Genomic DNA, 24,347 nt, shown 5'->3' with positions numbered 1-24,347 from the left:
CTGCAGCCGGAATCTTACGTCTTACCGGAAACAAAAAAAGCGAATGCGGAAATCACGAAGGTTTCCAAGCGGCAGAGCACTGTTGTTTTTGAGTAGGAGCGAACAAAGATGAAAAACACGAAACACTTGATTTTTACTGCCTTGTGCATGGCCTTAGGCGTCGTTTTGCCGATGGCTTTCCACATGATTCCCAACGCCGGCAGCGTGATGCTGCCGATGCACATCCCGGTTCTGCTGTGCGGCCTGGTCTGCGGTCCGGTTCTCGGCTTGATCTGCGGAATTTTCACCCCGGTTTTATCGTCGTTGATCACGGGGATGCCGGGGCCGGCCTATCTGCCAAGCATGATCTGTGAGCTGGCGGTGTATGGTTTGCTTGCCGGAGTGATGATCAAGCTGATCAAAACGGAAAAACCGCTGGTGAACCTGTACGCTTCGTTAATCACAGCGATGATCGGCGGACGGATTGTCTATGGCTTGATGAACGCTTTGATTTTCAGAGCTGGGGCATATTCAATTCAGATGTGGATGACGGCGTCGTTCGTCACGGCGCTGCCGGGGATTATCCTGCAGCTGCTGCTTCTGCCGGCCGTCGTTTACGCGCTGCAGAAGGCGAAACTGGCGTGAGTGAGCTGAACAAGATTCTGCTTTGGCATGCCGGACAGTATCCGGCGATGCAGCCGCAGGATGCGGTGAAGCTGATTTATCAGAACGAATTCGGCTGCGAGCATCTGATCGAAGATCCATCGGGGATACTGGCATATTTAAAGCGGGAGATCGCCGAGAACGCCCAGCCAAAAGCGGAACGTTGTTGGGATGAGATCGGCAATGGGTTGGTGCGGCTGCATCTGGCCGGGCTTGAGGAACACGACGCGGAAGCGATCCTGGACGCAATGCGGCAGACGGCCGCTCAGCACTCAGGCTCAGAAGACAGCTTTCAGTCGAAATTGAAAGAAATGCGCCGGTTATGTCAGGCGAATAAGCTGCCGTTTGACGAACAAACCTTGAACGCCTGGCTGGCCGGTTATCCAGGCGGCCCGGTTCATCATTCCGCCATTTTCCGCAGTCAGCATCATCCTGCCTACCGGGTCATGTTGCGAAGTCTGGCTGAGGCCCTGAGAAATCAAAATTCCTGAATATGAATTTCCCCAGATCAAACGAAAGTTAAAATTGGAAGCAGGGAAAAGAAACTGAGAAGCGGCCGGCAAAAGCGCGGTGATCTCAGTTTTTTTGTATATTTGTTCATACAAATTGTGAATGAATTTCTATTTTTGATGTCACTGAGTCATAGAACATTCTGATCTAAGTTCTGCTTCGAATTAATATAATTTCAATTATAGAAATAATCTATTCGTCTGATCTAAGTTAACATTTGATTGATCATTATTTCAATCATACTCATGAGCTATGCATGAAAGCTTTTAGAGCATTCTTTTCGTATTTATATTTATGGAAATCATTTTTATAGGAAATCAATAAAAAAAGCTTGACCTGGAGTCAGCTCTAAGGATTACGATAAAGAGAGAAAAAGGAATGGATAAACAGGAGGGGTTTAAGATGATCTATCGTACGTTGGGCAGCGCCGGTTTGCAGGTCAGTGAAATCGGATTGGGCTGCGAAGGGTTTACGGAACAGGAAGGCATGGGAACCTATGCGTTAGTCGACGCGGCGGCGGAAGCGGGAATCAATTATTTTGATCTGTATTCGCCGGATCCCAATCTTCGTCTGCATTTAGGCAAGGCGTTGGCGGGACGGCGCGATCAGTTTATCATCCAGGCCCATTTGTGCTCGGTGTGGAAAGACGGCCAGTACAAGCGGACGCGCAAGCTTGAGGAAGTGCAGGCTGGTTTTGAGGATTTATTACATCAGCTGCATACCGATCATGTGGAAATCGGCATGATTCATTACGTGGATTCGCTGAAGGATTGGCAGGAGGTCGCGGAAGGACCGGTGATGCGCTATGCGCAGCAGTTAAAGCAGGAAGGCCGGATCGGCCACATCGGGTTGAGCAGTCATAATCCGCAGGTGGCGATTCAGGCGGTGGAAAGCGGTCTGATCGAGGTGCTGATGTTCAGCATTAATCCGTGCTATGACCTGCAGCCGGGCGATGAGGATTTGGAAAAGCTGTGGGCGGATGAAAGCTATGCCCGACCGTTAGTCAATATGGATCCCCAGCGGGAAGCCTTATATGAATTATGCCAGCGTCAGGGTGTCGGGATCACGGTCATGAAGCCGTTTGGCGGCGGCGATCTGTTAGATGAGAAGCTGTCGCCGGCAGGCAAAGCGCTGACCCCGGTACAATGTCTGCATTACGCTTTGACCCGGCCGGGCGTTGCGACCGTATTGCCGGGCGCGCATACCGTTGAGGAGCTGCGGCAGAGCGTAGCCTATGAAACGGCGAGCATGGAAGAACGGGATTATGCTTCTGCGCTGGCTTCCTTCCCGAAGATCAGCTGGAAGGGGCATTGCATGTATTGCGGTCACTGTGCGCCATGTCCAATGGGCATTGATATCGCGACTGTGACGAAGTTCTTAAATCTGGTGAAGGCGCAGGGGGAAATGCCGGAGACGGTACGTGAACATTACGCAGTCTTGGAACATACGGCTTCCGAGTGCATCCGCTGCCATGCCTGTGAAAATCGCTGCCCGTTTGACGTGGAAGTCACTGAGAATATGCGGCAAGCGGTCAACGTGTTCGGTAAATAAGATTCCGGCTTTCATCATGAAAGAGAAGTTGGTTTTAAGCCGAAGAAAGAGAAAGGAGATTGTAGATGAATATCGCTGAAGTCAGTAAGAAGTATGATTTAACTCAGGATACGCTGCGTTATTATGAGCGCGTCGGTCTGCTTCCCCGAGTGAACCGCACAGCCAGCGGAATCCGCGATTACTCAGAGGAAGACTGCCGCTGGGTAGAGTTTATTAAATGCATGCGGCAGGCAGGTCTTCCGATCGAGGTGCTGATCGAATATGTCGCTTTATATCAGAAGGGAGATGAAACGATTCAGGCCCGCAGGCAGCTGTTGGTTGAACAGCGGGAACAACTGATCGAACGCATCCGCGAGATGAACGAAACGTTGGAGCGGCTGAATTACAAAATTGACGCCTATGAGCGCAACGCCGAATGCCGGCCCTGAAAGCTGCTGCGATGAAAGGCGTTTAAAATAAAATAAAAAAACCAGTGAAGCATTCAGAACAGTTGATCTGAGATGATCATTGGTTTTTCTCTTTTTACAATTCGAGTTTCTTTCTTAAATCCAACATCGTTTCCGGAGCGACCTCGCTGAGATGCGCGATGATGGAATTCAGGTCGCCCTGACTCAGCGAACTCAGCGCTTCCATGACTAACGGCAGGTTGACGCCGGTGAAGCACTGGATAGGAATGTCGGAGAGCTCAGCCAGCGCCAGCGCGGTCATGTTGCACGGCGTGCCGGCGAACAGATCGACGAACATCAATACCCCTTCGCCCTCTTCAATTTCCCGGACTTTGGCGACGATCCGGTCTTTTAATTCCATCGGATTGTCCTGCGGATTCAGGCTCAGCGTTGCAATCTTTTCCGCCTGCGGGAAGAACATCCCGGCACTGACCTTCAGCGCCTCAGCCAGCGGCCCGTGGGTAACGATTAAAATTTGAATCATGACGGTTTCCTCCTTCTCGACGGAATTGTCATCTCGGGATGGGACGAATGCTCCTCGGCCTGCTTTTGCCAGCGCAGCAGATCCTGACAGAACGCTTTAATTTCATCGCTATTGCCGATCACGCGGGTGGGCACGATGAACATTTGATCCTGATGATGGAAAAACAACAATGTGTGTTTCAGCGGAACGACCGTCTGAAGATCGGCGGCGGCCAGCGACAGATCTCCAATCTTCATTTGTTCTCCAAATGAAGCGGTGATCGGCGTATAATGCACCTCCGGCAGCTTCTGAAGCAGACTGCTGACCTGATTGTGCAGATAAATCGTCCACAGCCAGCCGCTCACCTTGCCGATCCATAAGCCGCAAAGTCCGGCCGCAGCCACCCAGGCTGCCAGCTGTCCATTCCAATGAAAATAGAATACGGTAAACAAGGTCAGGACTGGAACGCACAGGAGAATGGCCAGCCGGCGTCGTTTGTTGCGCGGAAGCAGGGAGGCCATGAATTGATACGCTTCGGCCAGTTCCGCCTCTTCCAGCGTGAACGTCCATTCCTTTTGCATGCGGCCGGTCCGTTATTTTGCCAGCCGCTGCCGGTAATGGCTGAGAAACCGCTCGGTGATCAGATGCGGCCGGGTGATCGCCGTGCCGATCGTGATCATATCCGCACCCGCGTCGACGACAGCGTCGATATCTTTTAATTCCCAGATCCGTCCCTCGGCATTGACCGGTAAGGTAAAATCGTGTTTCAGCCGGCGTACCAGCTCGGTATCCGGGCCTTCGATCGGATTGACCAGACCGGATAAGGTGGTCGACAGGATATCGACGCAGCCGCTTTCCGCGCAGAATTTGCACTCCTCATAGGTCGCACAGTCGGCCATCATGGCCAGATCCGGGTATGCCTCGTGGATTTCATGGAGCAGCGCCAACAAATCAGCTTTTCCCCGCTTCGCGGTGATCCGGGTGTCCAGCGCCAGAATATTCGCACCGGCTTCCACAACGGCTTTCGCCGTTTCAAACGTTGGGGTGATGAAAATATCGTCCAGCTTCCCGCTGTCTTTGGGCATGACTTTGTTGATACCGATGATGATCAGCTCGTCGCTGAGCGAGCGCGCCGCCCGGATGTCCTGCGGCCAGCAGCACCGCACCGCCTTCGCTCCACCCAGCATGGCGCACTGGACCATCTTTTTCATGGTTTCCGCGCCATACAGCGGCGTGTCTTCGTAAGCCTGGCAGGAAACGATCAGCTGACCCAGGCAGGCTTTTACTTGGCTTTTCATCAGACGGTTAAGATTCCTGAGAAGTAACCGAGGATCGCGATGACCAGATACAACAGAATCATCTTCGTCGCGCTCCAGTTCTTCTTGGCCATCAGATAATACGTGCCTAACGCTGCCAAAAAGACCGGAAGCTTCGGCCAGACGCCGTTGATCAAGGATTGCAGATCCACGATGACGACGCCGTCTTTAACATACTGGAAGCCCAGATTGATGTTCGCGTAAGCACAGGCGATACAGCCGACAACCATCAGACCGACGATGTTCAGGGCGCTGATGATGTCATCCTTCAGATCATTGCCTAAAATCAATTCCGCCGCCTTGGCGCCAAACGCCACGCCGCGGTTGAATAAGAACCAGGTCAGCGGCACCATGACCGCCAGAAAGACGATCATATAGAAGATCGCGCCGGTAATCTGGCCATCCGCGCTTAAGCCGCAGGCGATCGCCAGCAGAATCGGGATGAAGGTGCCTGGAAGCAAGGCGTCGCCGATACCCGCGAACGGACCCATCAGCGCCGATTTGATCGAGGTGATCAGATCCTCCGGAATTTCTTCGCCGCGCGCTTTTTCCGCTTCCATGCCGAGGGTGATGCCCGGGATCAGACAGCCGATAAACGGTTCGGTATTGAAGAACGGCAGATGGCGGGCCATCAGTTCCTGCTGCTTCTGCGGATCGTTGGGATACAGATCCTCGCGGATATCGCCGAACATCTTGACTAACGCCGGAGCCTGCATCGTTTCCGGCTGGTATAAGGACAGGTTGTAGCACATCCAGTTGATATAGCACTTGCGGATCAGTTTCTTGGAAAGCACGGAAGCTTTTCTGGTTTCCTGTGTATTCGTCATCAGTTCTGCACTCCTTTCCGGCTGCGGTTAATCTTGAATTCATACAAGGCGAACAACAGCGCGAAGACTAAGACCGTCAGCATATCGACGCCCAGAACGCCGACAAACGCGAAACCGACGGTGAAGAAAATCAGATCGGTCGGGTTCTTGACCAGCAGCTTCATTAAGATGGCGAACCCGATCAGCGGCATCGGATTGCCGAAAATCGTCATGATGTCGATCAGCCACTGCGGCGAGTTGGCGACGAGCATCTCAATCGCGCTCTGGCCCCAGTACAGGCAGATAAAAGTCGGAATGAAACGGAACAAAAACTTCACGATATTGCCCCAGACCGGAACCCAGGTCGCGGCTTCCAGCTTGCCCTGGTCGACTAATTTCTTCTGATAGTTGACCGGCAGCAGCGTCGCGGCATAACATGGGGTCGCCATGATCTGTCCAACGGCGGAGGCGGTAACGGCCAGCGCAACCGTCGTGCCGGAATCCAGATGCGCGACGACGCCTAACGGAATCGCGATAAACGTCGCCAGGTTCATATCCGGTGTGATCGAACCACCCGGCGTGACCAGACCGATGAAGATCAGCTGCACATATGTGCCCAGAATCATCGCGTTTTTGACGTCTCCCAAAATTAAACCGATAAACAACGCGGAGACCAGCGGTCTGCCGATACAGTACCAGCCGATCAGGCCGCCGCCGAGAAACGGCGTGTGGATATAAGTCAGATAGCCCAACAGCGAGATGAGTGTTACCTGAAGTAGATTCATAACCAACCCTCCCTATTTGATTTTATTTTTGAATTCTTTGAATTCGATGCGTTTCATGTCTGGGACCACCTGAAAGAAGATTTCGATTCCCCTGGAATTCAGATCGTCCAGATCGGCGATTTCCTCCTTTGTCAGATAGGTTCCATCCTGAACGGTAATCGTGTTGTCCCGCTTCTGTACGGGGCCGATCATCAGACTTTTCGGCAGCTCCGGCACCTGGTCGAACAGTGTCCGGGCAATCGCCGGAAAGCGGAAGACGATCATCGTACCGACCTTGCTGTTGATCGCCTCGCGGATCGGATCAGCGGCCTGATCCACCGTGTAGACCTCGTTTTTCATGCCCGGCATCGCGATTTTTTCCACAACATATTTCATCGTGGGATTGGTCGCTGTGAATTCGTCGATGACAATGATGTTTTTGATGAAGTAGTGTTGAACCAGACGGGTCATGCATTGGCCGTGAATCAGACGATCGTCGCAGCGAATGAGATTAATCATGATTTTCCTCCTCTCTTGTGCGGATCCTTTCGCGGATCTTCGTCATCCGGTTAAACCATAAAGCACCGCCCCTTTTCTCTTTATATATACTCCATTTCTGTACAAATTGGAGTATTTTACTCCAAACAAACAATACACCTCTTTTCATTGAGAATCAATACCCATTTCAAAGTTTGCCAGAGAACTGATTGCAGCGAGGGTTCTTTTTCAGTTGGAAAGTTTTGAGGATTTCTTTTTTCCCGGGCAGGAAAGGTGGCTGAACCGGGTATTTTCATGGTATGATTGATACAGGAATGACAATCACTTCAGAATGAAAGGCAGGCATTTTCTGTGTCTATTTACGGCAAAATCAAAGATCATTATGACTATTTCACCAAGAGCGAGCAGCGCGTCGCCAAGTATTGTCTTGATAATTACATGGAAGTCAGCGGCAATACGCTTTTCCAGCTGGCGGAAAAGGCAAAGTGCGGGGAAGCGACGGTCGTTCGTTTCTGCAAGAAAATCGGCTGCGAAAGCTATCATGATTTCAAGGAAGAACTGACGGATGAAACGCAGGAGCATTTAAAAAGTGAGAATGACTCGTTTGTGTCTCAGATCTATCAGAACATCCAAACCTCTATTGAATATACGATCCAGAACCTGGATTTAGAACAGCTTGACGAGATCGCCGCGCTGATGGATAAGGCGGATATCATTTTCTGCGCCGGCGTCGGCAATTCCGGAATTCCGGCGGAGGCTTGTGCGATGCGGCTGGTACGAAACGGAAAAAACGGGATATACTTCAAAGACAATCATTTTCAGTCGATTTATCTCAACGAACTGAAACACAACGATATCGCGATTCTGTTCAGTGCTTCCGGGGAATCCATTGATACGATTCACTGCGCCGAGATTCTCAAACAGCGGAAGGTGAAGACGGTCTGCGTCACTTCTTCCATCGTTTCTTCCCTGGCCACACTATGCGATTACTGCATCCTGATGAAACGCTGGCTGGGTCCTTTGGGCGGAGGCAGTATGATCGGGCAGATTACGCAGATGTATATCGCCGATCTGCTTTCGACGCGGACTGGCATGATCGATCAGAAGACGACGTTGAAGGCGAAGGAAACAACGTTTGATTACATCATCGACAAGATGCGCAAGGAACGGATATGAACGACAGGGAGATTAACGCTCCCTTTTTCTTTTTTTGTGATCGGGCGATTCGTTTGTTTTTTTAGCGGAAGCGGAAGGAAAGATCTGAATTTTGCCCTGAACCGGGGCAAAACTGAAAATAGGAAAGGGGTCGGAAATACTGGATAATAAGAGGGAAAAGAGGCGAGATTATGGAATATCCTCATTTGTTTTCTCCTATCCAGTTCAATCAGCTGATGCTGCGCAATCGCATTGTCGCCGCGCCGATCGGCGAACTGTATGAACCGAAGGCTCGCGGCGGGGCGGGGCTGGTCGTCTGCGGGCATACGATTGTGGAACCGTTCCGCAGCTCGTTTGCCAGCGGCGAGGAACCGACGGCGTTTTTTAAATATGAAGTGGAAAAGACCCGGCAGAAGATCCGGGCCTGTCATCGTTACGGCGCGAGGGCGTCGATTGAAATCTTTCATGCCGGCCAATATGCCCGGGTGAAAGATCATGCCTGGGGACCTTGTTCGTTTCTCCGTGAAGACGGCATCGAGGTCAAGGCGCTGGATCGGGCGGAAATGGAGCGGATTGCCGGACTGTTTGCGGAAGTCTCACGGCAGGCGAAGGCGCTGGGCTTCGACGCGATTTTCCTGCATTTCGGTCATGGCTGGCTGGCCGCACAGTTCTTGTCACCTTTGTTTAATCATCGAACAGACGAGTATGGCGGAAGTCTGCCGAACCGCGCCAGGTTCCCGTTGTTGATTCTGCGGAAAATCCGGGAAGCTGTGGGAGCGGACTTTCCGGTGGATATGCGGATTTCCGGCGAAGAGTGCGTGCCGGGCTCCATTCGCTTTGAAGATACGCTGGCTTTTATCCAGATGGCAAAACCGTATATTGACGGGGTTCAGATCTCAGCCGGGCTGGATATCAACCACGAGGGCAACGTTCACATGGCAACGACGAATTTTAAGGAACACATGCCGAATCTGAAGTGGGCAAGGACTGTAAAGAAGACGTGTCCGCAGCTGGTGGTTTCAGTTGTCGGCGCGATCATGAATCCTTCTGAAGCCGAACAGATACTGGCCAACGGCGATGTCGATCTGGTGGCTTTCGGGCGGGCATTTCTCGCCGATCCCAACTGGCCGAACAAGGCGCGGGAAGGACGGAGTGGCGATATCGTGCCGTGTTTAAGGTGTCTGCAATGTTATCACATCGCGACCAACCGTCAAAACGTCGGCTGCAGCGTCAACCCGCGGTATGGCAACGAAACGCTGATTCCCGAACGGATGATCCCGGCTGAACAGGCCCGGCGTGTCGTCATCGTCGGCGCCGGACCGGCCGGACTCAACGCCGCAATCACAGCCTGTCGCCGCGGACATGAAGTGATCGTGCTGGAAAAAAGCGGGATGATCGGCGGGGCACTGAACACGATCGCCCGGGAGTATTATAAGGAAGACATCCGCAATTATCTGGAATACTTAAAGAATCAGTTTGCCCGATACGATATCGACCTGCGTCTGAATACCGCGGCAGATCGTTCGGTGATCGAAGCGCTGCACCCGCAGGCGCTGATCATTGCCTGCGGAGCCCAGCCGGTAACGCCGCCTGTTCCCGGAATGGATCAGTCCTTTGTGATGGGGTTTACGGAAGCTATTTGTCATCCGGAACGGATCGGAAAGCAGGTCGTGATCATCGGCGGGGGAACGATCGGCGCGGAGATCGGGCTGGAGCTGACGGAGCGGGAAGGCCGGCAGGTAACGATCGTGGAAATGACGGACACGCTGGCTTCGCAGGGAAATCTGCTTTACCGGATCGCGCTGCGACAGAAGCTGGATCCGCTGACGAATTTCACGGCTCTGACCCAGACTCGCTGCATTCAGATCGGCGATCATGAAGTGGAAATTCTCCATCAGAAAGAGCAGCGGAAGCTCAGAGCCGATACCGTCATCATCGCCGCGGGCGTGCGCACGAACCGGGCCTTTGTGAACAGTCTGTATGGGATTTGCCCGCAGACCTTTGAGGCCGGCGACGCGCTGCAGCCGCGCAAGATTCAGGAAGCGGTGTTCGAGGGAACCGGCGTGGCGCTGTCGATCGGATAACTTCAGATTCGACACTTAAAACAAAACGCATAAGGCGAATAAAAAAGCTCGATCATATCGCACATCCGCGGCGGTGATCGAGCTTTTCTTGTTTGACAGCGTTTTTCCTGTCCTTTGTTGCATAACGAGTTCTGATTCCAATCATTCCCAACGCTACAACAAGCTTTCCCAAGCGATCTGCCTGTCCGATTTTCATCCTACGCCATTCGCGGTTTATCATTCGGCAGCGCTCACCTGCGTGCCGGCCAGCTTGTCGTGCAGCATGCATCGTTTCGTTTTCAACAAAAGCAGCACGGAAACCAGACTTGCGGCCAGACCGAAGACATAATATCCCTGAACCAGCCCGGGATTCAGAAATCGTGTCAGCAGCGTGCGCACCAGGAATGCCGCGTTGTTAAACGTCTGTTCCAGAAAAAGAAAACTCAGCGCACGAGTGCCGAGCTGCGCCGGGGAAGCCGGCTTACCCTCCCGGTTAGTGATGCGGATCTGAGCCAGACGCTTGCCCGGCGTCTGACCTTCGAAGCCGGGGACGAGCATCGGTATCATTACAAAATAAGCCAGCACCGCACAGCTGGAACAACAAACCGCGGCGATAGCCGGCCCCGGTGAAAGGCCGGCGATGGAAGCTGTGACGAGCAGCTGACCCTGGGTCAGACTGGCAATCAGGGTGATGATCAGGTTGGCGCACAAAGCGGAACCATACCAATCCATGGCGGCCGCCAGAAACCGCCGCGGTAAGGACGCTGCCGGTAGGACTTTTAGCTGGATTCGCTTCGGTTTTGCTCCCGACATTTCAATGACGGTTGGACGGGACGTCCGTCCTTTTTTCATGAAGATTCCCCCTTTATCAATAACATGATACTAACAAGCTTGTGAACTCCTCGAAGCTGCTGACTTCCATCATCTTGCGGAAGGTTTCCTCGTCCTTCATGATGTGAACGATGAAATCAAAGATATTGGAAAACTGCTCTTTATCCTTTTCCATCAGCGATAACATGAAGACCAGATTGACCTGATTAGCGCCCCACTGGATCGGCCGCGGATTGACGGAAACGGCGATCGCGCTGGATTTCGCCTTGTTGTCCAGAGGATGGGGAATCGCGATGTTGCCATAGGCCGACGGGCTTAATTTCTCATGATAATCAATCTGTTGACGATAATCCTCGTCGACGTAGCCGCCAGCCGTCATCGCCGCGCACATGACCTCGACCGCATCGGTATGGGTGGCAAACTGACGGCATGAGAAAAACAAATCCGGATGGAAGAAATACAGGATTTTCTCGCGGATGAAATCTTTCATCTTCCGCTTTTTGATCTCGTCGATCAGCTCGAAGATCCGGCGGATATCCTTCTCCGACAGAAACTGGTCGATCTGAACGAAGCCCAGCGGCTGGGGCTGCAGCTCGCACGGTGCGGTGGACAGCACCAGATCGGCCGGCGGTAGCGGCTGAGGCAGGGCGGTGTGGGTCAGCACGTCGCTGATCAACAAACTTTCCGAGAAGATGGCGGATAATTTTTTGATCAGGCGCTGGCCGATCTGTTGATAATCGTTGCACAGCACCAGACAACTGATCTTGTCGCTTTTAGCCCGCGTTTCCTCCATCAGCACGCCGATGTGCAGCGTGATGTAGGCGATTTCGTCTTCCGGCAGGACGTGGCCGGTGAATTGATAGATGACGTTGGAAATATGCACTGAAATCGCGTAAATCAGCGGATAATCCGTCTTGATGCTTTCAAACTGCAGATTGGTGATCTGGATATCGTTTTCCAAGCGCAGAAGCAGATTTTTTAAGTGAAATGCAAATTTGATCAGAAAGCTTTCATTATTCAGATCAATGCAATAAGTGTTTTCCACCGACTGCACGATGTTGTCCAGCAGTTTCTGAAGATCGCTGCCCAGAATGGCGCCGATCTGATCGTAGGTAATCGAAGACATCTGCGAGGACACGGCGCGGGTCATCATCAGCACCGACGCTTCATACAAGTCATATAACGTGAAATCTGTATCATAATTTTCTTTCAGCAGCACGTACAGATCGTTGACGATGCTCTGGACATGCGCCGAAGCCAGACGGAGCATATCGGCGTGCGATACCAGCTCCTGACGGGACGCGTTAAATTTGCGTGCGGGATTGGAACTGCGCAGTTCAACGGTCAGCGCGATATGCAGCACATAATTCAACAGGCTGTAATCATCCAGAAAATACTCATACCTGTGCATGACCTGTAAGATCAGCTGCTTGATCCGCGCCAGACTGACCGACGTGAAAATTTCCTGAATCCGTTCCAGACTGAAATAGGAACTTTTGATTTCCTCGTTGATCAGGCTCAGGATTACCGCCCGTTTGTCCTTGGCCAGACCGGTGATGTTAACCATATCGTTTTTCGTGTGGATATTCAGGTGGAACTGTGTGAGATCGGTACGCATCCGCGACAGCTCGTTCTGCAGCGTGATCGGCGAGATGCACAGCTTGTTCGACAGATCGCTGATCGACATCCGCTGGTTCTGCAAAAGCAGCGTGTTGATGATATAGCGCTTGCGTTCCTCATAGCTGGCGGGAATTGTCTGGGAGGGCAGAAAACTGAGGATCTTTGCGGCGGTCAGTTTGTCAATTTTATATCCCTTGTTGCTGGAAAGAATCAAAGCGCCGTATTCCTTGTTCAGCTCCGCGACGCTGTACTTGACGCTGCGCACGCTGAAGCCGAAGCGCTGGGCGATCATCGCGGTTGTCGTCCAGCCCGTCTGATGGTTCAGAAACGACACGATCTGCATCTTGCGGTCTAAATTCGCCATACAATTCAACCCTTTCTGTCATTTATTGTACAAGGGAACGCCAGCGCGTACTTACCGGCTTTTGCCCTGTGGCCGGGCAAAGTCAGACGTTGAATCCGGCCGCGCGGCGCTTTACAGTTAGGGTGCAAGCAAGGAGGTCAGAAAACGTGACGATTCAGGAAGTAAACAATCTTTCATGCATGATTATCGCGAATGCCGGGGATGGCAAAAGCAGCTGCATGGAAGCGCTCGATTACGCGGAAGCCGGCGATTGGGAAGCGGCGCGGCAGGCTCTGGCCGTCGCTGATGAAGCGATCGTCAAGGCTCATGAAATTCATACGAAGCTGTTGGTGGAGGAAGCCCGCGATCCCGCCGCGCTGCCGATGACGATGATGCTGATCCACGCGTCCAATCATCTGAGTGCGGCCGAGATCAGCCGGGAATTTGCCGAAAGGCTGCTCAGAATGCAAGCTCAGAAAGACGGGGAGGAGGTGAAATAATGGTCAATATCATTCTTGTCTGCGAACATGGCGCCAGCACAAGCCTGCTGACGGAGCGGATGAAGGACGCCGCGCAGCAGCTGGGTATCGACGCTGTGATCAACGCCTATCCCTACACGAAGCTGGACGAGCTGATCGACGGGGCGGACATCGTTCTGTTAGGTCCGCAGGTCCGCTTCAAAAAGAAAACCTTTGACGCGAAATATGCGGAAAAAGGGGTGGAATTCATGGTCATCGACACGGTGGATTACGGCATGATGAATGGGGAAAAGGTATTGAAAACGGCATTGGAACATCTCAAGTCCTGACTAAAAACTGAGTTTATTTGAAAAGAGGAGAAAATACAATGGATACATTGATGGAAAAAATATCCAGCTTCGTTGAACCGCTGGCGGAATGGGTCCACAAGATGACCTTCTTGAACGCCATGGCCGAAGCACTTCAAGTTCTGCTTCCAATCACGGTGATCGGTTCCTTTGCCTGTCTGTTCGCGTTTATCGACGTCGGCGGGTGGCAGGCATTTTTAGGCGCGAATCCGATGATACTGATGGTCTTTATGAATGCTCAAAGCTGGACGTTAAGCATCATCGCGTTTTACACCGTGCTGGTGCTGCCGTATTTGTACGCAAAACGGCTGGGCATGAACGAACCGCTGGCCTGTGTGCCGCTGACCGTCGCGTCGTTTCTGCTGCTGACGCCGACGGAGCTGTACACCGCGATCCCATCGGCCTGGCTCGGCCACTCCGGCATGTTCTCAGCGTTTATCATTTCGTATCTGGTCGTGCGGTTTGTCAAGCTGTGCCAGGATCACAATGTGACGATCAAGATGCCGCAGGGCGTTCCGCATTATATTGAAGCAACCTTCGCGGTGCTGATTCCGGCGTTTATTCTGGTCTTCGGCTGTTCGCTGATCGGTCAGGCGCTGGCGGCGACGCCGTATGAATCGATCCATCAGCTCATTTACACGTTTATCCAGACACCGCTGTCCGGTTTGGGCACCAGCTTCTTCGGTTTGTTAGTCACCGAACTGGTCATGACGCTGGCGATGTTCTGCGGCATTCATGGTTCCTCGGTCGTTCCGTTTATGGACGCGCTGGCAACGGCGGCGAACGAACAGAACATGGCGGCGATGGCGGCCGGTTCCGCTTTGCCGAACATCTATACGACCGGCTTGCTGAACTCCATTCAGATGGGCGGGATCGGCGCAACGCTGGGATTGGGCATTCTGTTGTTCTTCCTGGCGAAATCCAAGCGCTACAAGCAGCTCTCGCGGGTTGCGATTGTCCCGCAGATCTTCAATATCGGCGAGCCGTTATTGTTCGGCATCCCGATCATGCTGAACCCACTGCTGTTCATTCCGTACATGCTGGGCGTGATCGCGAATACCTGCATCGCTTACGGATCCGTCGCGATTGGTCTGTGCGCCCGGTTTACCGGCGTCAATCCAAGCTGGACGATGCCGGGAATCCTGCAGGGAATCCTGACCTGTTCAGTTCCGTGGCAGGGCGCGGTCTTGCAGATCGTGATTCTGGCTGTCGATATGCTGATCTGGTATCCATTTGTTAAAATGATCGACAAACAGGCTGTGGAAGAAGAAAACAGCGCTGTTTCTGAAGCTGCGTAAGCAGCTTCTTCACTTTGTTCCAACAAGTTCCGGATGGAGATCCGGACGTTTATCCTCAAAAGGAAGACCCTGATTCTTAATCGAACGGAATCCATTAAGGATTCTGGAAAGAAAACTGGAAAACAAAAAAAGCCGGGAAGAACACAGCCCGGTCTCTTAAAAACAAGGAGGAATTTTATGCTTCAGATCGGATGTCCCAAAGCGAAATTGCTGAAAGAAAAAATCGATCAGCTTGATTTTGAATTGATCCATTTCGAGGTTGTCCGCCTCAGCGGGCTAACGCTTCAGGTCAAGCATACCGCAGCCAGCGACGAGGCCGCAAAGGCAGCGATGAAGAAATACATCAAAACAATTCCAGAGCTGGCCAATCTATATACCAACATCCAGCTGATCGACGCGCAGGGGCGGATTCTGTGAGTCCGCTGCATTTAGGCGATCCTGCGCTCACCCGGAAAATGACGCGGATTTACGGCTGGATTCTGCCCGGCTGTTTCGCGGCGGTGACGCTGCTGCTTTTATTGGCGCAGGCCTGGCTGGCGGCAATTCCGCCGCTGCTGATCGTTCTGATGACGCTGCCGCCGTTAGTCCGGTATCAGCGGCTACGCTCAGGCGGACTTCGATTTCTGATCGGCGCCGGGCTGACGCTGGTGACGTTCTGGCTGTCCGGATTGTACGTTTAAAAAATTTACTGAAAAGAAAGGCAGGGAGAAATGGAATGAAAACCCCTTATCCGCATTTATTCTCACCGCTGCAGATCCGCGGCCTGATGTTGAAAAACCGGATCATCGCTGCGCCGATGGGAATCATCCCCAGTCATAAAATCATCTCGAGCGTCAATTACGGCGGGATGAGCGCGCTTGACCGCTCACTGGGCGGCTGTGCGATGGTGCATACCGGCGGCATGAATCCTCTTGATAAATATGAATTGGATACAACCGTGGAGGATCTCAGCGTCGCCCATCAGAATGGGGCGCGGGCCGCTTACGAGCTGGAATTCTTTTCGCTGCCGGATGAAGAAGGCTTTGTCCGCGGTCCCAGCGCGGGGATCCGGTTTGACGGCGTGAAGATGAAAGCTTTCGATCGGGAACAAATGGATCAGCTGATCGCCGATCAGGTGCGGCGGGTCCGGGGCTGCCTGCGGTTGGGCTACGATGCCTTGACCCTGCATTTTGGTCATGATTCCCTGTGCGGGCAGTTTTTATCGCCGGTGTGGAATCAGCGGACCGATGAGTACGGGGGTTCACTGGAAAATCGGATGCGGTTCCCGCTGGAAGTGCTGCGGGCGATCCGTGCGGCCGCGGGACCGGAGTTTCCGCTGATCCTGCGGATATCGCGCCAGCTCACCGTTCCGGAAAGCTATTCTGAGAATGAGATGGCTGCGTTCTTAAAGGCGGCGGAAGGGCTGGTCGATATGGCCAATATTAGCTGCGGAATGGATGTAGTTCACGCCGGCAATGTCCATGCGGTGCCGACGATTTTTGAACCGCATTGCTACAACGCGGAATTTGCCTGGCGGATCAAGCAGGAAACCTCGCTTCTGATCTGCCTGGTTGGCGCGGTGATGAGTCCGCAGGAAGCGGAAGCTGTGATCGCAGAGGGGATTGGCGACGCCGTAATGTGCGGCCGCAGCCTGATCGCCGATCCGTACTGGCCAAAGAAAGCGCTGGAAGGCCGGGATGCGGATATCGTTCCCTGCCTGCGGTGCATGCATTGTTATCACATCGCGACAGAACACTGGAATATCCAATGCAGCGTCAATCCCCGCTTCCGCCGGGAGAACCGGGTGCCGCTGCTCCCGCAGCCGGCGGCCCAACGCCGGCGGATTGTGATTGTCGGGGGCGGCCCGGCCGGGATCCAAGCGGCGTTAACCGCGGATCAGCGTGGGCATAAGGTTATTTTAATCGAGAAGCAGCCCAAGCTGGGCGGTGCGTTGAAATGGGCCAGTGCCGGGCCGTTCAAGGAAGACCTGCGGCGATATTGGGATTATCTTCTGCATCAGGTTCGCAACAGTACGATCGACGTCCGCCTGAATGAAACCGCGACACCGGAAACCGTGGAAAACCTGAAACCGGACGCGCTGATTCTGGCGCTGGGCGCTGAACCAGTTCAGCCGCGGATCGAAGGCTCCGAACACGCGGTGCAGGCGCTGGCGGTCATCGAAAATCCGAAGCTGGCGAAAAGACGCTGCGTGATCATCGGCGGCGGCACGATCGGCTGCGAACTGGGACTGGAGCTGGCGGAAAGCGGACATGAGGTGACGATTGTGGAGCTGTCCCAACAAATCTATGCCCAAGCGAATCATCTGACTCGAACCGCGCTGTTCCAGCATTTTGAAAGGGCAGAATCGCTGCGCACGCTGACGGGATGGACTTGTGAACAGATCGGCCCGGACTTCGTCGACGTTTGCGACGGTGCGGGTCAGAGGCAGCGGCTTGCGGCGGATACCGTAATTCTGGCAACCGGCATGAAAGCACGGAAAGCAGAGGCGATGGCGTTTTATGGAATTTGTCCGGAAACGGCGATGGTCGGTGATTGCAACCGTGTCGCAAAGATTCTGGAAGCGACCAACGAAGGTTATTTTCTTGGCGCAACGGTGTAATCGCTTATTGGCGGAGCATCAAAGGGAGAAGGCAGGCGAAAGTCTGTCTTTTCGTTTTCTTTGAAATTGCTGCCGGCTTTAATTGTCTTTCTTAGCATTGGTAATCACTTTCTTTACCAATGTTGCAGGGATTGGCAATGTCCCCTATAATGGTTAACGAAAGTGAACGAAAGGGATCAGATCATGGATAAACTTCAAGTCGTCGTAGAAAAAAACAAATGTATTGGCTGTTCCTTGTGCGTGAAGACCTGTCCGACACATAACTTAAAAATCCAGGAGGACAAAGCGCAGGTCATCCTGGAGGACTGTTTGTTCTGCGGACAGTGTGAAGCGGTTTGCCCGCGCAAAGCGGTGACGGTCAGCGGGTATGATCATGCACCGGAAGAGAAGAACAAAGAGGAAAGACTGGATCCCGGGCAGGTTTTAAATACGATCCGGTTTCGCCGGACTGTTCGCCAGTTTCAAAATAAGCCGGTCCCAACGGAAGTGGTGAAGCAGATTCTGGAAGCGGGATGGATGACGCATACGGCTGAAAACAAACGAGATGTTTCCTTTATAGTTTTAGATCAGGAAAAAGGTCGTTTTGAAAAGCTGGCCGTCAATTTGTTCAGAAAAATAAAACCGCTGGCCGATCTAATCAATCCGCTGGCGCGTAACAATGTCATTGACGATCATTTCTTTTTCTTTAAGGCCCCGCTGGTCATCCTGGTTGTGGCGGAAGATAAGACCAACGGTCTGCTTGCGGCGCAGAATATGGAATTTGTCGCGGAGGCCAACGGCTTAGGTGTGTTGTTCAGCGGCTTTTTTACAATGGCTGCCAACCTGTCGCCGAAAATAAAAAAAGCGTTGCAAATACCGAAAGGGAAGAAAGTTGCGATGACCCTGGTTATGGGGTATCCCGGCGTGCGTTATCTGCGCTCGGTACCGCGAAAGGAGATGAATGTCCAGTGGAAATGAGGCACAAAGCGGTAGAATGCGAAGCGCGGACAAAGCAAATCGCGGAAGGGTTTCAGAACTGCCGCAGCGCTTTTACCGCGATTGGCGATGAAACCCGCCAACTGATATTACAGGTCCTGTTGGAAAGTGATTTATCAGGAATCCGGGTGGGTGAGATCGCGTTAAAAACCCATCTCACACGGCCTTCGGTTTCACATCATCTTCAGATTTTAAAGGAAGCTGGGATCGTCGCAATGCGTAAGGAAGGGACGAAAAACTATTATTATTTAAGTGTGCAGGGGACGCAGTGGAAAGCGATCGCGGATTTAGTCAATTTAATCTACGAAAGCGTGCGTCATATCAGCGAAGACGCTGACAGATAAGGGAGGAAACAGGATGATTTGTTATTTTTCAGGAACCGGCAACAGCGCGTTTGCCGCGCAGCGGATCGGCCGGCTGACGGGCATGGAGGTTCTCGATTTGTTTGAAAGGATCCGTGATCAGGATTACTCGCCGCTGCAAGCCAGTCAGCCCTGGGTGATCGTGACGCCGACCTATGCGTGGAGAATTCCGCGGATTGTCAGCGAGTGGCTGGAAAAGACACCTTTAACCGGGAATTCCAAAATCTATTTTGTCATGACCTGCGGCGGCAGCATCGGCAATGCCGGAGCTTATTTGGAAAAACTCTGCGAACGGAAGAAGATGGATTACCTGGGTTGTTTTCCGATCGTGATGCCGGAAAATTATATCGCGATGTTTTCTACACCGGCGCCAGAGGAAGCGGAGAAGCAGCTTGCGGCGGCTTACCCTGTCATCGAGCAGGCCGCACAAAGTATCAAAAAAGGAGAATGTTTTCCTGAACTGCCGAGAACGATAAAGGACAAACTGAACAGCGGCATCGTCAACGATTTGTTTTATCCGATGTTTGTCCACGCAAAGAAATTTACGGCTACCGAAGCCTGCGTCTCCTGCGGTCAATGTGTTCAGGAGTGTCCGTTGAAAAATATTAAATTGGAAGCAGGACATCCTGTAACTGCACGCATTGCATGGCCTGCATCAGCCGCTGTCCGATGGAGGCCATCGAATATGGCAAGCACACGCAAGGTCTGCCGCGCTACACCTGTCCGGAATCCCGATAAAGAATAGGAAAAAGCCAGTGTTTTCTTTTTTCAAAAAGAGAAAGCATTGTTTTTTTTATTCTCAGATACTGAAAACGGCGTAGAGTGGATCAATGCTTTTAGCACGGAGTAAACTAAATCTGAATCCTAAATTTTAAGTGAGTCAATATCGCGATCGTTTTCCAAGGGATTTTTAATTGGCTCAACACGATAAAAACGCGATGCAATACTATGTAGACATAATCATTCGGCGGCATTCTCCAATTTTGATCGTCTTTTCTTCTATCCAGGCTCGGATTAACATGTTTTTCTCTCCGACGACTGGACTGTGAGATTATCGTACACGAGGAGAGTTTTTTTATTTACGCAAAATTACATGAAAATATCTTAAGCTTTCATAACAAGCGCGGATAATGAAAAACTTGGAATTAAGAGATTCTATAATCTGGAAATCAATCCGTTTCTGCCCGGTCAACAGGCAAACGGCAGTGTGGAAAACGATCACGGAAAACTGGATAATGAGGACAGAAAGCGAGGTTCGTTATGAAAACTTCTTTTCCGCATTTATTCAGTCCGATTCTGATCAATTCTCTGATGTTGAAAAACCGTGTGCTGGCAGCGCCGATGGGCGTGCCGAGAGCACATTTGGTCTCGTCCACCTATTATGGCGGCATCTCTTTGCCGGATAAAGCCAGAGGCGGCAGCGCCGGCGTCGTGGTATCCAGCTATGGGCCGGCGGATATTGTTGGAGCCGCGAATCCCTTTGATAAATATGCGCGCGATGTGACACGGGAAACGCTATCCGTCCTGGAAGAGGGCGGAGTGGCAGGTATTATGGAATTCAGCTTCCATCCGTTAAAGAATCCGGACGGCACGGTGCAGATGCCCAGCGACGGAATTTGTTATACCGGCGAAATGGGCAAAACCATGACCGTGGAACAAATGGAGGACCAGATCCGGGATTTAGCGGATAACTGTAAAAAGGCGAAGGATTTTGGCTTTTCAATGATCATGCTTCATTTTGGACATGACAGCCAATGCTGCCAGTTTCTTTCACCGGTGTGGAACCGCCGCACCGACAGGTATGGCGGCAGTCTGGACAATCGCATCCGCTTTGCCCGGGAAGCCCTGATTGCTGTGCGGCAGGCCGTTGGCCCGCACTATCCGATCATGATGCGGATCTCCCGCCAGCTGATAGTGCCGGAATCGTATTCCGAAGACGAGATGCTTTATTTTCTGAAACAGGTGGAAGATCTGGTCGATATCGTCAACGTCTCGGCCGGGATGGATTGTTACGGTGGGACTGTTGAACACTATGAAGCTAACGTTCATACCCATACCACCGTTTTTGAACCGCAGTATTACAACGCGGCATTTGCGCGCCGGGTCAAGCAGGAATGCAGAGTGAAGGTCGCGCTGGTCGGCGGAATCACGGATCCCGCGGTTTGCGAACAGCTGATCGCGGACGGAAGCACCGATCTGGTCATGCTTGGCCGGCAGCTGGTAGCGGATCCCGACTGGCCGCAAAAAGCCTGCGAGGGCCGGACTGAGGATATCGTTCCCTGCCTGCGGTGCCTGAATTGTTATCACATCGCGACGGAACATGAAAATGTCCAATGCAGCGTCAATCCCCGCTTTCGCCGGGAAAACCGCGTGCCGCGGAAACTGGAAAAGACCGTCAAGCCTAAAACGGTCGTCGTGGTCGGCGGCGGACCGGCCGGGATGAAAGCGGCGCTGACCGCTGAGGAACAAGGCCATCATGTAATCTTGCTGGAGCGCTCGGCCAAGTTGGGCGGTCAGCTGAACTGGGCGGATTATGACGACTATAAAAAAGAGCTGAAAGCATATCGCGAATACCTGATCCGGCAGATCGCCAAGTCCAATGTTGAAGTCCGGCTGGAGACTGAAGCGACGCCTGAAATGATCGCCTCGCTTGCACCGGATGATCTGATTCTCGGATTGGGAGCGAAGTTTATTACGCCGCGCATTCCCGGCGTGGAGTATGCCCGTCAGGCGGTGACGCTGTATCCCGAGCTGGATTCAGCGCAGGGACGGTTTGTGATCATCGGCGGCGGCACGATCGGAACCGAGCTGGCTCTGGAATTGGCAGAACGGGGGAAAACGGTCACGCTGATTGAAATGTCGGATACGTTGTCGGCCAAAGGCAATAAGCTGTACCGGATTGCGCTGCATCAGCATCTTCGCCGCTGTTCAACCTTGACCTGTCTGCTTCAATCGCAAGTGTTGGAAATCAAGCCGGACGGCGTAGAAGTCCGGACCCCGCAGGGAATCCAGCAGATTCCCGCCGATCACATTCTGCTTGCGGTCGGTCTGCGCTCACGGGCGGAAGCAGCTCAGCAATTTTATGGGATTACGCCCAACACCGTGATGATCGGCGATTGTAAGCGGGTGGCGAAAGTCATTGAAGCGACGCACGACGGTTATTTCGCAGGTGCGAATATTCGTTAGATCAGGATAAGAAGGAAAAGGATAACAAGGAGAAGCTTATGTTAAGAAGTGATTTTCTGTGGGGCGGCGCAGTGGCCGCCAACCAATGCGAAGGCGCCTGGAATGTAGATGGCAAAGGTCTGAGTACCGCCGATTGCATGACGGTCGGCGGGATCGGAAAAGTCCGCGAATTTACCGACGGCGTGCTGCCGGGCGTCTATTATCCCAACCATGAAGGCATTGATTTCTATCATCATTATAAAGAGGATATCGCGCTGTTTGCGAAGATGGGTTTCAAGTGCTTCCGCACTTCGATTGCCTGGACGCGGATCTATCCTGACGGCGACGATGAAATCCCCAACGAGAAGGGGTTAGCGTTTTACGACGCGGTTTTCGACGAGTGTTTAAAATATGGCATCGAACCGGTCGTCACGATTTCCCATTATGAAACACCCTATGCGCTGGTAAAAAACTACGGCAGCTGGCGCAGTCGGGAGATGATCGGCTTTTATCTGAAATTCTGCGAAACAATTTTCCATCGGTATAAAAATAAAGTGAAATACTGGATGACCTTCAACGAGATCAACGTGCTGCGTCTGCACAGTGAGATGAGCGCGGGCATCCGAATTGGGGAGAACGAAAATGCCGAACAGGTTCAGCTGCAGGCAGCCCATTACCAGCTGACCGCCAGTGCTCTGGCCGTCAAGCTGGGCCATGCGGTCAATCCGGATTTTAAAATCGGCATGATGATGTTGTATCCGACCTTTTATGGTGAAACATGCAATCCGGCCGATCAGCTGGAATGCATGCGTCAGCTCGATTTGCATCTCTATTTCTCGGACGTGCAGGTCCGCGGTGCATATTCTTCCAAGGCGAAAGCCTATTGGAAGCGGCAGGGGTTGACGCTGGATATCACGCCGGAGGATGAAGCGGCACTGCAGGATGGAACTGTGGATTATATCGGGTTTTCCTATTATAACTCCAACGTGGCAACCGCCCGGGAAGTCGAGCTGATCGGCGGCAACATGTTGAACGCGGTGAAGAATCCCTACCTGAAGGCCAGCGACTGGGGTTGGCAAACTGATCCGATCGGTCTGCGGATCGCGCTCAATCAGTTGTATGACCGGTATCAGATTCCGCTGTTCATTGTGGAAAACGGTCTGGGCGCCGTGGATACGATTGAGCCGGACGGCACCATTGTGGATGATTACCGGATAGAATATCTCCGTCAGCACATCGAAGCGATGAAAGCGGCGGTGGAGGAAGACGGCGTCGATCTGATCGGCTACACGCCGTGGGGCTGTATTGACGTCGTCAGCTGCGGCACCGGGCAGATGAAAAAACGCTATGGCTTCATTTATGTCGACCGGGATGACGAAGGACGGGGGAGCTTAACGCGGTTGAAAAAGAAGTCGTTTGACTGGTACCGCAAGGTCATTGCTTCCAATGGGGAAGAACTGTAAAAAAGCAGGAATACGCGAAGCGATACCGTTCCGGTCCTCCGGTTACGTACAGCTTGAAAAATTGAGGCAATCAAATGGTTTGACAGGGCATTTTGACAGGGCATGAAGATTTAGAAAGTAAAGATCTATAAAAAGGAAAACCGGCAGGAAAGAAGCCGGTTTTCTTGCTTTAAACCTGAGATTCCGGTTATCACTGAATTGAGACACAAGCGGCGATATCCAATCAAGGAAGTCTCAGATTTACATTGAGTGATTGTTGGATTCGCATAGGACTTGCGTCCTCGAAGGAATCTCAATTCTTTAGAGTTTTACTAAACCTCAAAAGTAATTTTACTTTTTCCATTTTCTCAGGTGGCTTTTTTGAATTTTGCGCAATATTAAAGATGTAGGGTCATTGATTAAGGGATTGCCCGTCCTGGATGGATCATTCTTTTGATTCATTTGTTTTTCGAGCTTGTTTACTCAGCTCTGGAAAGGAGGGGCTTTCTATGAAATTTTTCATGGAACTTTTGTCTTCTTTAACGATAAGGGACATTCTGGCGATTGCCCAGCTTCTGACAACCAGCCTGGACTGCATCTTAAAAATTATAGAACTCAAAAGAAATTAGATAATAAAAAACAAGAGTTTTTTGCGTGAATTTGAAAAATCTC

The 24,347-nt window shown here is 52.2% G+C and carries 25 protein-coding genes and 1 pseudogene; 18 read left to right on the top strand and 8 right to left on the bottom strand.

What is annotated here, in order from left to right:
• The first annotated feature begins 108 nt into the window (after positions 1 to 108).
• From I2G61_RS08145 to I2G61_RS08130, 4 genes are all read left to right on the top strand, one after another.
• Complete coding sequence (locus I2G61_RS08145; RefSeq protein ID WP_072685512.1) at positions 109 to 624, top strand: ECF transporter S component; 516 nt, start codon at positions 109 to 111, stop codon at positions 622 to 624.
• Positions 621 to 1,133: a hypothetical protein gene (locus tag I2G61_RS08140; protein ID WP_072685513.1), complete on the top strand. Its 513-nt coding sequence runs from the start codon at positions 621 to 623 to the stop codon at positions 1,131 to 1,133. The genes I2G61_RS08145 and I2G61_RS08140 overlap by 4 nt, the downstream gene beginning before the upstream one ends.
• Before the next feature lie 421 nt (positions 1,134 to 1,554).
• Positions 1,555 to 2,703: an aldo/keto reductase gene (locus I2G61_RS08135; RefSeq protein ID WP_072685514.1), complete on the top strand. Its 1,149-nt coding sequence runs from the start codon at positions 1,555 to 1,557 to the stop codon at positions 2,701 to 2,703.
• A 65-nt stretch (positions 2,704 to 2,768) separates the two neighbouring features.
• A complete protein-coding gene (locus tag I2G61_RS08130) occupies positions 2,769 to 3,131 on the top strand; it encodes a MerR family transcriptional regulator (protein WP_072685515.1) in 363 nt (120 codons plus the stop codon).
• 94 nt (positions 3,132 to 3,225) lie between these two features.
• Here the strand turns inward: I2G61_RS08130 and I2G61_RS08125 are convergent, their stop codons facing one another.
• The 6 genes from I2G61_RS08125 to I2G61_RS08100 are packed head-to-tail and all read right to left on the bottom strand — an operon-like array spanning position 3,226 to position 7,017.
• Complete coding sequence (locus tag I2G61_RS08125) at positions 3,226 to 3,633, bottom strand: PTS sugar transporter subunit IIA (protein ID WP_072685516.1); 408 nt, start codon at positions 3,631 to 3,633, stop codon at positions 3,226 to 3,228.
• Entirely contained in the window at positions 3,630 to 4,193 is a 564-nt protein-coding gene (locus tag I2G61_RS08120; RefSeq protein WP_072685517.1) for a hypothetical protein, read from the bottom strand. Before I2G61_RS08120 ends, I2G61_RS08125 begins: the two co-directional genes overlap by 4 nt.
• Before the next feature lie 12 nt (positions 4,194 to 4,205).
• Positions 4,206 to 4,910, bottom strand: coding sequence for an N-acetylmannosamine-6-phosphate 2-epimerase (locus I2G61_RS08115; RefSeq protein ID WP_072685518.1), 705 nt, complete (start codon positions 4,908 to 4,910; stop codon positions 4,206 to 4,208).
• Complete coding sequence (locus I2G61_RS08110) at positions 4,910 to 5,755, bottom strand: PTS system mannose/fructose/sorbose family transporter subunit IID (protein WP_072685519.1); 846 nt, start codon at positions 5,753 to 5,755, stop codon at positions 4,910 to 4,912. The genes I2G61_RS08115 and I2G61_RS08110 overlap by 1 nt, the downstream gene beginning before the upstream one ends.
• Positions 5,755 to 6,519 (bottom strand): PTS sugar transporter subunit IIC, encoded by a 765-nt coding sequence (locus tag I2G61_RS08105; protein WP_072685520.1) that lies wholly within the window; start codon positions 6,517 to 6,519, stop codon positions 5,755 to 5,757. The genes I2G61_RS08110 and I2G61_RS08105 overlap by 1 nt, the downstream gene beginning before the upstream one ends.
• Positions 6,520 to 6,531: 12 nt before the next feature.
• Positions 6,532 to 7,017 carry a PTS sugar transporter subunit IIB gene (locus I2G61_RS08100; protein ID WP_072685521.1) on the bottom strand — a complete coding sequence of 162 codons (486 nt, stop codon included), beginning with the start codon at positions 7,015 to 7,017 and terminating at the stop codon, positions 6,532 to 6,534.
• Positions 7,018 to 7,347: 330 nt separating this feature from the next.
• Between I2G61_RS08100 and I2G61_RS16765 the strand changes: the two genes are divergently transcribed.
• Together I2G61_RS16765 and I2G61_RS08090 are read left to right on the top strand one after the other, a co-directional pair.
• Positions 7,348 to 8,172, top strand: coding sequence for a MurR/RpiR family transcriptional regulator (locus tag I2G61_RS16765; protein ID WP_195397695.1), 825 nt, complete (start codon positions 7,348 to 7,350; stop codon positions 8,170 to 8,172).
• A 170-nt stretch (positions 8,173 to 8,342) separates the two neighbouring features.
• Positions 8,343 to 10,235, top strand: a complete 1,893-nt coding sequence (locus I2G61_RS08090) for an FAD-dependent oxidoreductase (protein WP_195397696.1) — start codon at positions 8,343 to 8,345, stop codon at positions 10,233 to 10,235.
• Positions 10,236 to 10,451: 216 nt separating this feature from the next.
• Here I2G61_RS08090 and I2G61_RS08085 read toward each other — a convergent pair whose 3' ends face one another.
• The gene (locus I2G61_RS08085) at positions 10,452 to 11,066 is read right to left on the bottom strand and encodes an RDD family protein (RefSeq protein WP_195397697.1); all 615 of its coding nucleotides are present in this window, start codon (positions 11,064 to 11,066) and stop codon (positions 10,452 to 10,454) included.
• A gap of 16 nt (positions 11,067 to 11,082) precedes the next feature.
• A complete protein-coding gene (locus tag I2G61_RS08080; protein ID WP_195397698.1) occupies positions 11,083 to 13,029 on the bottom strand; it encodes a transcription antiterminator in 1,947 nt (648 codons plus the stop codon).
• 146 nt (positions 13,030 to 13,175) lie between these two features.
• Between I2G61_RS08080 and I2G61_RS08075 the strand changes: the two genes are divergently transcribed.
• The 12 genes and pseudogenes from I2G61_RS08075 (at position 13,176) to I2G61_RS08025 (ending at position 23,696) form a co-directional block, all read left to right on the top strand.
• Positions 13,176 to 13,508 (top strand): PTS lactose/cellobiose transporter subunit IIA, encoded by a 333-nt coding sequence (locus I2G61_RS08075; protein WP_083538651.1) that lies wholly within the window; start codon positions 13,176 to 13,178, stop codon positions 13,506 to 13,508.
• Positions 13,508 to 13,816: a PTS sugar transporter subunit IIB gene (locus I2G61_RS08070; RefSeq protein WP_072685531.1), complete on the top strand. Its 309-nt coding sequence runs from the start codon at positions 13,508 to 13,510 to the stop codon at positions 13,814 to 13,816. Before I2G61_RS08075 ends, I2G61_RS08070 begins: the two co-directional genes overlap by 1 nt.
• Before the next feature lie 38 nt (positions 13,817 to 13,854).
• Complete coding sequence (locus tag I2G61_RS08065; RefSeq protein WP_072685533.1) at positions 13,855 to 15,132, top strand: PTS sugar transporter subunit IIC; 1,278 nt, start codon at positions 13,855 to 13,857, stop codon at positions 15,130 to 15,132.
• Positions 15,133 to 15,309: 177 nt separating this feature from the next.
• Entirely contained in the window at positions 15,310 to 15,549 is a 240-nt protein-coding gene (locus I2G61_RS08060) for a hypothetical protein (protein WP_072685535.1), read from the top strand.
• Positions 15,546 to 15,812, top strand: coding sequence for a hypothetical protein (locus I2G61_RS08055; RefSeq protein WP_072685537.1), 267 nt, complete (start codon positions 15,546 to 15,548; stop codon positions 15,810 to 15,812). The genes I2G61_RS08060 and I2G61_RS08055 overlap by 4 nt, the downstream gene beginning before the upstream one ends.
• A gap of 35 nt (positions 15,813 to 15,847) precedes the next feature.
• Positions 15,848 to 17,731, top strand: coding sequence for an FAD-dependent oxidoreductase (locus I2G61_RS08050; protein WP_072685538.1), 1,884 nt, complete (start codon positions 15,848 to 15,850; stop codon positions 17,729 to 17,731).
• Between the two features lie 183 nt (positions 17,732 to 17,914).
• The gene (locus tag I2G61_RS08045; RefSeq protein WP_072685539.1) at positions 17,915 to 18,688 is read left to right on the top strand and encodes a nitroreductase family protein; all 774 of its coding nucleotides are present in this window, start codon (positions 17,915 to 17,917) and stop codon (positions 18,686 to 18,688) included.
• Complete coding sequence (locus tag I2G61_RS08040; protein ID WP_072685541.1) at positions 18,685 to 19,050, top strand: helix-turn-helix transcriptional regulator; 366 nt, start codon at positions 18,685 to 18,687, stop codon at positions 19,048 to 19,050. Before I2G61_RS08045 ends, I2G61_RS08040 begins: the two co-directional genes overlap by 4 nt.
• A 13-nt stretch (positions 19,051 to 19,063) precedes the next feature.
• A pseudogene (locus tag I2G61_RS08035) lies at positions 19,064 to 19,639 on the top strand (EFR1 family ferrodoxin); the annotation flags it as partial.
• Between the two features lie 74 nt (positions 19,640 to 19,713).
• Positions 19,714 to 19,806, top strand: coding sequence for a hypothetical protein (locus I2G61_RS16760; RefSeq protein ID WP_229056928.1), 93 nt, complete (start codon positions 19,714 to 19,716; stop codon positions 19,804 to 19,806).
• A 522-nt stretch (positions 19,807 to 20,328) separates the two neighbouring features.
• Positions 20,329 to 22,254: an FAD-dependent oxidoreductase gene (locus I2G61_RS08030; protein ID WP_195548130.1), complete on the top strand. Its 1,926-nt coding sequence runs from the start codon at positions 20,329 to 20,331 to the stop codon at positions 22,252 to 22,254.
• A gap of 38 nt (positions 22,255 to 22,292) precedes the next feature.
• Complete coding sequence (locus tag I2G61_RS08025) at positions 22,293 to 23,696, top strand: 6-phospho-beta-glucosidase (RefSeq protein ID WP_072685545.1); 1,404 nt, start codon at positions 22,293 to 22,295, stop codon at positions 23,694 to 23,696.
• The last annotated feature ends 651 nt before the right edge of the window (positions 23,697 to 24,347 follow it).

The organism is Holdemania sp. 1001095H_141210_F2 (assembly GCF_015558105.1).
In the GTDB taxonomy this organism is placed as follows: domain Bacteria; phylum Bacillota_I; class Bacilli_A; order Erysipelotrichales; family Erysipelotrichaceae; genus Holdemania.
This window is presented reverse-complemented; position numbering and strand designations above follow the sequence as displayed.

What these genes read in the sequence shown, in the direction of transcription:
- I2G61_RS08045 (WP_072685539.1), top strand. Translation starts at nt 17,915, where the DNA reads ATGGATAAACTTCAAGTCGTCGTAGAAAAAAACAAATGTATTGGCTGT.
- I2G61_RS08040 (WP_072685541.1), top strand. Translation starts at nt 18,685, where the DNA reads ATGAGGCACAAAGCGGTAGAATGCGAAGCGCGGACAAAGCAAATCGCG.
- I2G61_RS08085 (WP_195397697.1), bottom strand. Translation starts at nt 11,066, where the DNA reads ATGAAAAAAGGACGGACGTCCCGTCCAACCGTCATTGAAATGTCGGGA.
- I2G61_RS08030 (WP_195548130.1), top strand. Translation starts at nt 20,329, where the DNA reads ATGAAAACTTCTTTTCCGCATTTATTCAGTCCGATTCTGATCAATTCT.
- I2G61_RS08135 (WP_072685514.1), top strand. Translation starts at nt 1,555, where the DNA reads ATGATCTATCGTACGTTGGGCAGCGCCGGTTTGCAGGTCAGTGAAATC.
- I2G61_RS08080 (WP_195397698.1), bottom strand. Translation starts at nt 13,029, where the DNA reads ATGGCGAATTTAGACCGCAAGATGCAGATCGTGTCGTTTCTGAACCAT.
- I2G61_RS08120 (WP_072685517.1), bottom strand. Translation starts at nt 4,193, where the DNA reads ATGCAAAAGGAATGGACGTTCACGCTGGAAGAGGCGGAACTGGCCGAA.
- I2G61_RS08065 (WP_072685533.1), top strand. Translation starts at nt 13,855, where the DNA reads ATGGATACATTGATGGAAAAAATATCCAGCTTCGTTGAACCGCTGGCG.
- I2G61_RS08115 (WP_072685518.1), bottom strand. Translation starts at nt 4,910, where the DNA reads ATGAAAAGCCAAGTAAAAGCCTGCCTGGGTCAGCTGATCGTTTCCTGC.
- I2G61_RS08110 (WP_072685519.1), bottom strand. Translation starts at nt 5,755, where the DNA reads ATGACGAATACACAGGAAACCAGAAAAGCTTCCGTGCTTTCCAAGAAA.
- I2G61_RS08100 (WP_072685521.1), bottom strand. Translation starts at nt 7,017, where the DNA reads ATGATTAATCTCATTCGCTGCGACGATCGTCTGATTCACGGCCAATGC.
- I2G61_RS08145 (WP_072685512.1), top strand. Translation starts at nt 109, where the DNA reads ATGAAAAACACGAAACACTTGATTTTTACTGCCTTGTGCATGGCCTTA.
- I2G61_RS08090 (WP_195397696.1), top strand. Translation starts at nt 8,343, where the DNA reads ATGGAATATCCTCATTTGTTTTCTCCTATCCAGTTCAATCAGCTGATG.
- I2G61_RS16760 (WP_229056928.1), top strand. Translation starts at nt 19,714, where the DNA reads ATGGCCTGCATCAGCCGCTGTCCGATGGAGGCCATCGAATATGGCAAG.
- I2G61_RS08105 (WP_072685520.1), bottom strand. Translation starts at nt 6,519, where the DNA reads ATGAATCTACTTCAGGTAACACTCATCTCGCTGTTGGGCTATCTGACT.
- I2G61_RS08025 (WP_072685545.1), top strand. Translation starts at nt 22,293, where the DNA reads ATGTTAAGAAGTGATTTTCTGTGGGGCGGCGCAGTGGCCGCCAACCAA.
- I2G61_RS08130 (WP_072685515.1), top strand. Translation starts at nt 2,769, where the DNA reads ATGAATATCGCTGAAGTCAGTAAGAAGTATGATTTAACTCAGGATACG.
- I2G61_RS08060 (WP_072685535.1), top strand. Translation starts at nt 15,310, where the DNA reads ATGCTTCAGATCGGATGTCCCAAAGCGAAATTGCTGAAAGAAAAAATC.
- I2G61_RS08070 (WP_072685531.1), top strand. Translation starts at nt 13,508, where the DNA reads ATGGTCAATATCATTCTTGTCTGCGAACATGGCGCCAGCACAAGCCTG.
- I2G61_RS08125 (WP_072685516.1), bottom strand. Translation starts at nt 3,633, where the DNA reads ATGATTCAAATTTTAATCGTTACCCACGGGCCGCTGGCTGAGGCGCTG.
- I2G61_RS08050 (WP_072685538.1), top strand. Translation starts at nt 15,848, where the DNA reads ATGAAAACCCCTTATCCGCATTTATTCTCACCGCTGCAGATCCGCGGC.